At 53.0% G+C, this 9,638-nt stretch carries 8 protein-coding genes; 7 read left to right on the forward strand and 1 reads right to left on the reverse strand.

Annotation, left to right across the window (positions count from 1 at the left end; all coding sequences use genetic code 11):
• Window positions 1-96 precede the first annotated feature (96 nt).
• From arnB to arnF, 7 genes are read left to right on the forward strand one after another with little or no spacing between them, the layout of a single operon-like run.
• Entirely contained in the window at window positions 97-1,233 is a 1,137-nt protein-coding gene (arnB, locus tag RAC90_RS19690) for a UDP-4-amino-4-deoxy-L-arabinose aminotransferase (protein ID WP_058702544.1), read from the forward strand.
• A complete protein-coding gene (gene arnC, locus RAC90_RS19695) occupies window positions 1,234-2,214 on the forward strand; it encodes an undecaprenyl-phosphate 4-deoxy-4-formamido-L-arabinose transferase (protein ID WP_033742463.1) in 981 nt (326 codons plus the stop codon).
• Window positions 2,214-4,196 (forward strand): bifunctional UDP-4-amino-4-deoxy-L-arabinose formyltransferase/UDP-glucuronic acid oxidase ArnA, encoded by a 1,983-nt coding sequence (gene arnA / locus RAC90_RS19700; RefSeq protein WP_006121946.1) that lies wholly within the window; start codon window positions 2,214-2,216, stop codon window positions 4,194-4,196. Before arnC ends, arnA begins: the two co-directional genes overlap by 1 nt.
• Complete coding sequence (gene arnD, locus RAC90_RS19705; protein ID WP_039339451.1) at window positions 4,193-5,086, forward strand: 4-deoxy-4-formamido-L-arabinose-phosphoundecaprenol deformylase; 894 nt, start codon at window positions 4,193-4,195, stop codon at window positions 5,084-5,086. Before arnA ends, arnD begins: the two co-directional genes overlap by 4 nt.
• Window positions 5,087-5,091: 5 nt before the next feature.
• Window positions 5,092-6,750: a lipid IV(A) 4-amino-4-deoxy-L-arabinosyltransferase gene (arnT, locus tag RAC90_RS19710; protein WP_262960123.1), complete on the forward strand. Its 1,659-nt coding sequence runs from the start codon at window positions 5,092-5,094 to the stop codon at window positions 6,748-6,750.
• Window positions 6,751-6,752: 2 nt separating this feature from the next.
• On the forward strand, window positions 6,753-7,076 hold the full coding sequence (gene arnE / locus RAC90_RS19715) for a 4-amino-4-deoxy-L-arabinose-phosphoundecaprenol flippase subunit ArnE (RefSeq protein ID WP_006121943.1): 324 nt from the start codon (window positions 6,753-6,755) through the stop codon (window positions 7,074-7,076).
• Window positions 7,073-7,450 carry a 4-amino-4-deoxy-L-arabinose-phosphoundecaprenol flippase subunit ArnF gene (gene arnF, locus RAC90_RS19720; protein WP_058708902.1) on the forward strand — a complete coding sequence of 126 codons (378 nt, stop codon included), beginning with the start codon at window positions 7,073-7,075 and terminating at the stop codon, window positions 7,448-7,450. The genes arnE and arnF overlap by 4 nt, the downstream gene beginning before the upstream one ends.
• Window positions 7,451-7,578: 128 nt before the next feature.
• Here arnF and RAC90_RS19725 read toward each other — a convergent pair whose 3' ends face one another.
• The gene (locus tag RAC90_RS19725) at window positions 7,579-9,507 is read right to left on the reverse strand and encodes a methyl-accepting chemotaxis protein (protein WP_058708903.1); all 1,929 of its coding nucleotides are present in this window, start codon (window positions 9,505-9,507) and stop codon (window positions 7,579-7,581) included.
• Window positions 9,508-9,638: the final 131 nt, after the last annotated feature.

Raw genomic sequence — 9,638 nt, forward strand, 5'->3', positions numbered from 1 at the left:
AAAATGAGCATAAGATTACATTTTGGCTGTTTTCATATTTCAAACTTATCCTCTTTCTTCTGGAAAAAAGGCAAAACAGTTTAAGGACATTACTTAATGGCGTTTCTTCCGTTTTCTCGTCCTTCTTTAGGCGAGACTGAATTGTCTGCAGTGCGTGAGGTCTTTGCGTCTGGCTGGATTACGACCGGGCCGAAGTGTGCTGAACTTGAGCGCGCATTTTGCCAGTTAACCGGCAATCAACACGCTATTGCCGTCACGTCTGCTACTGCCGGTATGCACGTCATGTTAATGGCGTTGGGCATTAAAGCCGGTGATGAAGTCATCACACCTTCCCTGACCTGGGTTTCTACATTAAATATCATCACGTTACTTGGTGCGATGCCGGTGATGATCGATGTGGATATCGATAATCTGATGGTGACCCCTGAAGCTATCGAAGCGGCGATTACGCCGAAAACCAGGGCGATTATCCCTGTCCATTATGCGGGTGCGCCTGCGGATATGGACGCGATCTATGCTATCGGCCAACGCCATGGCATTCCGGTCATTGAAGATGCCGCGCATGCGGCCGGTACCTACTACAAAGGTAAACACGTGGGTGGCCAGGGAAATGCTATTTTTTCCTTCCATGCCATCAAAAACATGACCTGCGCAGAAGGTGGCCTGGTCGTCACCGACGACGCGGCTCTGGCCGATCGCATTCGCAGCCTGAAGTTTCATGGTCTGGGCGTCGACGCGTTTGATCGTCAAACACACGGTCGTCAGCCGCAGGCAGAAGTGATTATGCCGGGCTTTAAATACAATCTGCCGGATATCAGCGCGGCCATTGCGCTGGTTCAGCTGGAGAAGCTCCCCGAAATCAATCAGCGTCGCGCGGCGATAGCGCAACGTTACCTCGATGCCCTTAAAGATACGCCGTTTAAGCCTCTTGTTCCGCCCGCCTGGCAGCATCAGCACGCCTGGCATCTCTTCATTATTCGCGTTGATGAGCAGGCGTGCGGTATGACCCGTGATGCACTGATGCAGGCGCTGAAAGAGCAGGACATCGGCACGGGGCTGCATTTCCGTGCAGCGCATACGCACAAATATTACCGTGAGCATTATCCGCATTTATCGCTGCCTGCCACTGAGTGGAACAGCGAGCGTATTTGTTCCATTCCGTTGTTTCCCGACATGACTGACGATGACGTTGAACGCGTTATCAGCGCACTACGTGGACTGGCTGGGGTTTAAATGTTCGACGATAAAAAGATTGAAAAAGTATCGGTAGTCATCCCGGTTTACAATGAGCAGGAAAGCTTACCGGCATTGATTCAGCGTACCGATGATGCCTGTAAGAGCCTGAACCTGGACTATGAAATTCTGCTGGTCGACGACGGCAGCCAGGATGCGTCCGCGACGATGATCGCCGATGCAGCCTCACTGCCCGGCAGTCATATTGTCGCCGTTTTGCTCAACCGTAACTATGGTCAGCACTCCGCGATTATGGCGGGATTCAGCAATGTCAGCGGCGATCTCATCATCACGCTGGATGCCGATTTGCAAAACCCACCCGAAGAAATTCCCCGTCTGGTGGCCGCCGCTCAGGAAGGCTATGACGTTGTCGGCACGGTACGCCAGAATCGTCAGGACAGCTGGTTCCGTCGTCAGGCATCACGCACCATCAACCAGATGATTCAACGCGTGACCGGTAAATCGATGGGGGATTACGGTTGTATGCTGCGGGCTTATCGCCGTCACATTATCGATGCCATGCTTAACTGCCATGAGCGCAGCACGTTTATCCCGATCCTGGCTAACACCTTTGCGCGTCGTACGATTGAACTCCCGGTTACTCACGCAGAACGTGAACACGGCAGTTCGAAGTACAGCTTTATGCGCCTGATTAACCTGATGTACGACCTTGTCACCTGTCTCACAACCACACCACTACGCATGCTAAGTGTACTGGGCAGCCTGATTGCGATTGCAGGTTTTGCGTTCTCCGTGATTCTGATTCTGCTGCGGCTGTTTCTGGGCGCAGCCTGGGCTGGCGATGGTGTTTTTATGTTGTTTGCCGTCCTGTTTATCTTTATCGGCGCGCAATTTATCGGCATGGGACTGCTGGGTGAATACATTGGTCGTATCTACAACGATGTACGTGCCCGTCCACGCTATTTTATTCAACGTGTTATCAATCCTCAGAAAGACCGTTCTGTACAGGAAACCGAGTAATGAAAACTATCGTCTTCGCTTATCACGACATGGGTTGTGCGGGCATTAATGCGCTGTTGAAAGCAGGCTTCACTATCAGCGCCATCTACACCCATGCCGACACGGCGTCAGAAAATCACTTTTTTGGCTCAGTGGCGCGAATTGCGGCTGAAAATTCAATCCCGGTTTATGCTCCGGATGAGGTTAACCATCCGCTGTGGATCGATCGCATTAAATCAGCAGAACCTGATGTTATTTTCTCCTTCTACTACCGCAACCTGTTGTGTGACGACATTCTGAACTGCGCGAAGCAGGGCGCTTTTAACCTGCACGGTTCACTGCTGCCAAAATACCGCGGTCGTGCGCCATTAAACTGGGCGCTGGTGAATGGCGAAACGGAAACCGGTGTGACCTTACACCGCATGGTGAAAAAAGCCGATGCGGGTGAAATCATCGCGCAACAGCGCATCGCCATTGCTGAAGAAGACAACGCGTTAACCCTGCACCGCAAACTGGTTGACTGTGCCAGTGAGCTGCTGGAAAGCACCTTGCCCGCGATGAAACAGGGCAATATCGTCGGCAAGCCGCAAAACGAAGCGGAAGCCACGGTTGTGGGTCGCAGAACACCAGAAGATGGTCGCATCAACTGGAGCCTGCCTGCTAAGCAAATCAATAATCTGGTCCGTGCCGTTACCGATCCATGGCCGGGCGCGTTTGCGTTTGCCGGCACCACAAAGTTTGTGGTCTGGAAAGCCAAAGTTTTAACGACCGCGCACAACGCTCGTCCGGGAACCGTGCTGTCAGCCGATCCGTTTGTCGTGGCTTGTGGTGAAGGCGCGCTGGAAATCCAGACGGGGCAAACCCCGAACAGCGTTTACATGAACGGTGTTCAGCTGGCGCAACATCTGGGCATGGTAAATGGCGCACTGCTGTATTCTCAGGCTGTGGCCGCCGTGAAGCGTCGCACCCGCGTGTTGATCCTGGGTGTTAACGGCTTTATTGGTAACCATCTGACCGAGCGCCTGCTGCAGGACGACAACTTCGAAGTGTTTGGCCTGGATATTGGTTCCGACGCGATCAGCCGCTTTGTTGGTCATCCGCGCTTCCAGTTTGTTGAAGGCGATATCAGCATCCACTCAGAGTGGATCGAATACCACATTAAAAAATGTGACGTCATTCTGCCGTTGGTCGCTATCGCCACGCCGATTGAGTATACCCGCAACCCGCTGCGTGTCTTTGAGCTGGATTTTGAAGAAAACCTCAAAATTGTTCGCGACTGTGTGAAGTACGGCAAACGTATCATTTTCCCGTCAACGTCCGAAGTGTATGGGATGTGTACCGACAGCAACTTTGATGAAGACCACTCGAACCTGGTCGTCGGTCCGATTAACAAACAGCGCTGGATTTACTCGGTTTCCAAGCAGCTGTTAGACCGGGTCATCTGGGCTTACGGTGAAAAAGAAGGTCTGCGCTTCACCCTGTTCCGTCCGTTTAACTGGATGGGTCCGCGCCTGGACAACCTCAATGCCGCGCGCATCGGAAGTTCGCGTGCCATTACCCAGTTGATTTTAAACCTGGTGGAAGGTTCGCCTATCAAGCTGTTTGATGGTGGTCGTCAGAAGCGCTGTTTTACAGATATCAGTGATGGTGTTGAAGCCCTGTTCAGAATTATTGAAAACAAAAACAATAACTGCGACGGGCAGATCATTAACATCGGTAATCCAGACAACGAAGCGAGTATCAAAGAGCTGGCAGAACGTCTGCTGGAGAGCTTTGAGCGTCACCCGCTGCGTGCCAGCTTCCCGCCGTTTGCCGGTTTCCGTGAAGTGGAAAGCAGCAGCTATTATGGCAAGGGCTATCAGGATGTTGAGCACCGTAAGCCTTCAATCCGTAATGCAAAACGCCTGCTGGGCTGGACACCTGAAGTGCAAATGAATACGACCATCGATAACACTCTCGACTTCTTCCTGCGCACCGTTGAGCTTCAGGACGATAAGGCATGAGGAAAGTCGGTCTACGTGTCGATGTCGATACCTGGCGCGGGACAAAACTTGGCGTGCCCGCGCTGATTGAGGTCTTCAAAAAACACGATGTCCAGTCATCCTTTTTCTTCAGTGTCGGGCCTGACAACATGGGACGCCATTTATGGCGTCTGATGAAGCCGCGCTTTCTGTGGAAAATGCTGCGCTCACGCGCAGCATCGCTTTATGGCTGGGATATCCTGTTGGCCGGGACCGCCTGGCCAGGAAAACAGATTGGGGCAGGGATGCGCGATATTATCCGCATGACGGCCGATTACCATGAAGTTGGCCTGCACGCCTGGGATCACTTTGCCTGGCAAACGTGGGCAGGCGTCTGGAATGAAGAACAGCTTATTCAGCAGATTGCGAAAGGACGGGATGCGCTGGAGGCCATTATCGGCAAACCTGTCACCTGTTCCGCCGTGGCGGGCTGGCGCGCGGATGGTCGTGTTATTCAGGCCAAGCAAACATTTGGTTTTGCGTACAACAGCGATTGCCGCGGTACCGCGCCTTTTCGCCCACAGTTGAGAAATGGCGAGCCGGGTACGGTACAGATCCCCGTGACGTTACCCACCTGGGACGAAGTGGTCGGTCCCACGCTGAGTGCTGAACGGTTCAACGATTACATCCTGGAACAGATCCACGCCGATCAGGGCACCCCGGTGTATACCATCCATGCTGAAGTCGAAGGTATCAGTCAACTCAATGCGTTCGATACGTTGTTACAGCGTGCCCGCGAGCAGGGAATACAATTTTGCCCGCTGAGCGACCTCTTGCCTGACGACCTCGACACATTGCCTGTCGGCAAGGTTGTTCGTGGGCACATTGCTGGCCGGGAAGGCTGGTTGGGTTGTGAGAATTTAACAAGGTAAGCACCATGACTGCCACCAAAAAGACGGTACTACTGGTTTCACTTTTCGTTCTTTATTATTTACTTCCTCTGGAGTTCCGCAATCTCTGGCAGCCCGATGAAACGCGTTATGCCGAAATCAGCCGTGAAATGCTGCAAAACGGCAACTGGATTACGCCGCACTTCTTCGGTCTGCGTTATTTCGAAAAACCCATCGCCGGTTACTGGTTCAATACTGTTGGACAGGCCATTTTTGGTCACAATAACTTCGCCGTCAGGATTGGTTCGGTCTTTTCAACCCTGATGAGCGCCATCCTGATTTACTGGCTGGGTTGTCGCCTGTTTGCTCGCCGTACCGTTGCTCTCACGGCCAGCGTTATCTTTATGACCTCACTTCTGGTCTACGGTATTGGTACTTATGCCGTGCTGGATCCGATGCTGACGTTATGGATGGTTGCGGCGATGTGCAGCTACTGGTTCGCCAGCGAAGCGCAAAATGTGCGGCAACGTATCCTCCGTTATCTGATTTTGGGCTTAGCCTGCGGCATGGGCTTTATGACCAAAGGTTTCCTTGCCCTGGCGGTTCCTGTACTGGCGATCCTTCCATGGGCGATCTGGAACCAGCGTTTTCGGGAACTGGTTATTTATGGCCCACTGGCGATTGTCAGTGCGGCAGCCATCAGTGCACCCTGGGCGATTGCCATTCAGCAGCAGCAACCTGATTTCTGGCATTACTTTTTCTGGGTTGAGCATATCCAGCGTTTTGCCGAAGACAACGCACAGCATAAGGCACCTTTCTGGTACTACCTGCCAGTGCTGATTGCCGGCGCGCTGCCCTGGCTGGCGTTGTTACCGGGCGCACTGCGTTCAGGCTGGACCGAACGCCAGCAGTCCTCAGGTGGTGTTTATCTGTTGAGCTGGGTCGTGATCCCCTTGGTGTTTTTCAGCATTGCGAAAGGGAAACTGCCGACGTATATCCTGCCTTGCTTTGCGCCGCTGGCGCTGCTGATGGCGGACTATGCCTGGCGTAAAGTGGGTGAGAACACGCGCGTCTTTAAAGTCAACGCCTGGATCAATATCCTGTTTGGCGCGATCTGTGTGGTTGCATTGCTGGTCGTGCTGGCACCCTGGGGATTAAGCCATCGTCCGCTCTATGGCGCACATCAGCTGGTTGCACTCATTATGGCCGTGATCGCGTTTGCGGGCTGGGCTGTCGCGGGGGCTTTCAGCCTGAAATCGCCACAACGCAACTGGCTGGCCGCCGCGCTTTGCCCTTTGGCGCTGGCGCTCTGTGTCGGTTCGGCAATTCCGGAAAGCGTTGAGAATACTAAGCAACCCCAGGTCTTCATCCGCAGTATTGAAAACAGCCTGGCGAACAGCCGCTATATCTTAAGTGATAATTCCGGCGTGTCGTCAGCCATCGCCTGGACGCTGAAACGCAGCGATATCATTGCCTACAGTCAAAAGGGCGAGCTGCAGTATGGTCTTAGCTATCCCGATGCCCAGTCTGCCTATGTCAGCAGCGAGGATTTCCCGCAATGGCTTCAGGCGCACCGTAAGCAGGGCAATGTCTCGTTGATCATGATGCTGGAACGCGGTGAAGCGACACCCACAGATTTACCGCCAGCGGATGCGGTCTATCGCAACGGTCGGATGCTGTTACTGCAATACAATGCGGCTAACTGATCGTGAGTTTATTATTGGTGCTGCTGACCAGTTTACTCACCTGCGCAGGTCAGCTCTGTCAGAAACAGGCGGCACGGCAAACAAACAGGGCTAACCTGGCCGGCTGGCTGCTGGCCAGTCTTATCATGTTAGCGCTGGGGATGGTGGCCTGGTTGCTGGTGCTGCAGCGTTTGCCGGTAAGCCTGGCCTACCCGATGCTGAGTATTAACTTTATTCTGGTTGCCCTGGCCGCACGGTTTATCTGGCGTGAAAGAATGTCGCCTCTGCAATGGGCTGGCACGGTACTGATTGTCGCAGGCGTCGCCCTGATAGGGAGCTACGCATGAAGGGTTATTTGCTGGCCTTATGCAGCGTTTTGCTGGTGACACTCGCTCAGTTAATGCTGCGCTGGGCGATGCTTCAGTTGCCCAGTTTGCAGGCCGTGTTGATCCAGCACCCCGTGAACTGGCTGCCGCTGCTGATTCTGTGTGGCGGACTGACTGCTTACGCCTGTTCGATGGTGAGCTGGTTTCTGGCACTGCGCCATCTGCCGCTCAGCCGGGCCTATCCGTTGCTGAGCATCAGCTATGTACTGGTCTGGTTGATGGCAATCACTCTGCCGCTGTTCGCTGAGCCCTTTCATACAGGCGCGATGGTCGGCGTCATGTTGGTGCTGGCAGGATTACTCTGTATGTGCATTAAGCCGCAAAAAACCGACTGAAATGACCAGGTCGGAACCGGCATCGTTACAAAGCAGGGCAACAAAATCAGTTCAGGATACGTGTTGCACCGCTCTTTTCAGCCAACCACAGTGACGCCGGCAGCTTGCCGGCGTCACTGTTTCCGGTATCAGAACGTTTCCCAGTTGGCTTCAGTTACGCTGGACTGGCGTGCAGACACCACGACTTTAGGTGCTGCGGACGATACAGCCTGACTGGCCACCACACTTTTCTTGTTACTGGGTACCCGGAATACAGCAACCGTTTTTTCCAGCGCTTCTGCCTGCGATTCCAGTGAGCTGGCAGCGGCTGAGGACTCTTCAACCAGCGCGGCGTTCTGTTGCGTCGTGGTATCCATCTCTGTCATCGCCTGGGCGATCTGCGAGATGCCACGATTCTGCTCATCCGAGGCTGCCGCGATTTCGCTCATAATATCTTTAACCTGAGTCACCGACAGCACGATCTCGTCCATTGTCGTTCCCGCCTGATCCACCAGGGTCGAACCTTCATTGACCCGATTCAGTGAATCGCGGATCAGCGTCTCAATTTCCTTAGCCGCAACAGCGCTGCGCTGCGCCAGGTTTCTGACTTCGCCAGCGACAACGGCAAAACCACGCCCTTGTTCGCCGGCACGTGCCGCCTCCACGGCAGCGTTCAGGGCCAGAATATTCGTCTGGAAGGAAATACCGTTAATGACACTGATAATTTCGCCAATCTTACCTGAACTGGTCGTAATGCCTTGCATGGTGGTGACAACGCTTCGGATGATCTCACCGCCGCGTCCGGCATTGGCAGAAGCTTCTGTAGCGAGTTGGCTGGCGTGATGCGCGTTTTCCGCATTCTGTTTCACGGTGGAGGTTAACTCTTCCATACTGGCCGCAGTTTGCACCACAGCGGCAGACTGTTGCTCGGTCCGGGAAGACAGATCCATATTGCCGGCAGCGATCTCTGAGGAAGCCCGAGCCACGCTGTTCACGCCGTCGCGTACATGGGTAATGATGTTTTGCAGGCTTTCGTTCATCACGCTGACGGCCTGCATCAATTGCCCCAGTTCATCACGACGAGCCGTGGACAGCGAGGTGGTCAAATCGCCTTCAGCTATGCGTTTGGCTACGCTGAGCGTTTCTTTCAACGGAACCGTGATGGAAAGTGTTATTCGCCAGGCGATCAGCAGACTAAGAAGAACACAAATTACAGCGACAAGTGCAATCTGCATTTCTGCTTTGTGTAACACATTTGCGGATTCAGCCCCCTGATAGTTAAAAAGCTCCGCAACGGACGTATTCAGTCTTTCGGCTGTGGAACTGAGTTGCTTTGATGCAGCTGTCTCTAAAGCCACTGCTGACAGATAGTCAGTGAAGGCCTGCCTGAGTTGCGTCAAATCCGTTTTCTGCGTCGCCAGCACCGCCTGGATATCTGGCACAGACAGCTCGAGTAGCTGCGCCCGCAACTGGGAAACGGTAGTAATATTGTCGCTGATTTCACTTTTACTGGATTCGGTCGGTTTGTCGACGAAACGCTCTACATCGCCGGCGATCTCTTTCAGTATCGACGCTAAGCGCAGTACCTGAAGCATCGCTTCAGGCTGAGTGGGTAGCGTGACACCGTCAAGCTGTTGGCCGACCATGAGGAGATCGTTATTTTGAAGGATGGATGCAGCAGCAAACGTTTTCTGGGAGGCATTATAAAAAACGTCGCGATGCGTCTTGTAGTTTTCCAGTTCGCTTGCGGCAGTATTGAGAATATTTTCGCCCTGACTGTCCCAGCTAAACGTTTTAAGTTTATTTACCTGCGCCGTTAAATCGCCCAGCGCTTTTGCATTGACCTGCGCATATTGATTGTCTTTTGTGTACTGATAAAGCAGCCGACTGGTCCGTGCTTTACCAAGGCTGTTGACAAAATCGACGGTGATATCCTGTTTTTGCGCATTCTCTTTAATGGCCTGAAAGCCCTTGTACGCTAACAGCGCGATAGCCAGAGTTGCCATTATCAGCACAAAAAAGCTGAGACCCAGCTTTTTCCCCATTTTCATATCGGAAAACGTCCGCGTAATAAACATAATTCCACCCTGATAGCCGGTAAAGGAAATTATTCGCAGCCGGCAATAGACCCATACCGCTTAATAAAGCTTATCGACTATCATGTTGAAAACTTTAAAGACATTTTGAAATAAATGCTAACAAATGTTTA

The sequence above is a fragment of the Pantoea sp. CS_6 genome, assembly GCF_041954745.1.
Taxonomy (GTDB): domain Bacteria; phylum Pseudomonadota; class Gammaproteobacteria; order Enterobacterales; family Enterobacteriaceae; genus Pantoea; species Pantoea stewartii.

Excerpts from the sequence above, each read along its gene's own strand:
- RAC90_RS19725 (WP_058708903.1), bottom strand. The coding sequence starts at position 9,507 with ATGTTTATTACGCGGACGTTTTCCGATATGAAAATGGGGAAAAAGCTG.
- arnF (WP_058708902.1), top strand. The coding sequence starts at position 7,073 with ATGAAGGGTTATTTGCTGGCCTTATGCAGCGTTTTGCTGGTGACACTC.
- arnC (WP_033742463.1), top strand. The coding sequence starts at position 1,234 with ATGTTCGACGATAAAAAGATTGAAAAAGTATCGGTAGTCATCCCGGTT.
- arnA (WP_006121946.1), top strand. The coding sequence starts at position 2,214 with ATGAAAACTATCGTCTTCGCTTATCACGACATGGGTTGTGCGGGCATT.
- arnD (WP_039339451.1), top strand. The coding sequence starts at position 4,193 with ATGAGGAAAGTCGGTCTACGTGTCGATGTCGATACCTGGCGCGGGACA.
- arnT (WP_262960123.1), top strand. The coding sequence starts at position 5,092 with ATGACTGCCACCAAAAAGACGGTACTACTGGTTTCACTTTTCGTTCTT.
- arnB (WP_058702544.1), top strand. The coding sequence starts at position 97 with ATGGCGTTTCTTCCGTTTTCTCGTCCTTCTTTAGGCGAGACTGAATTG.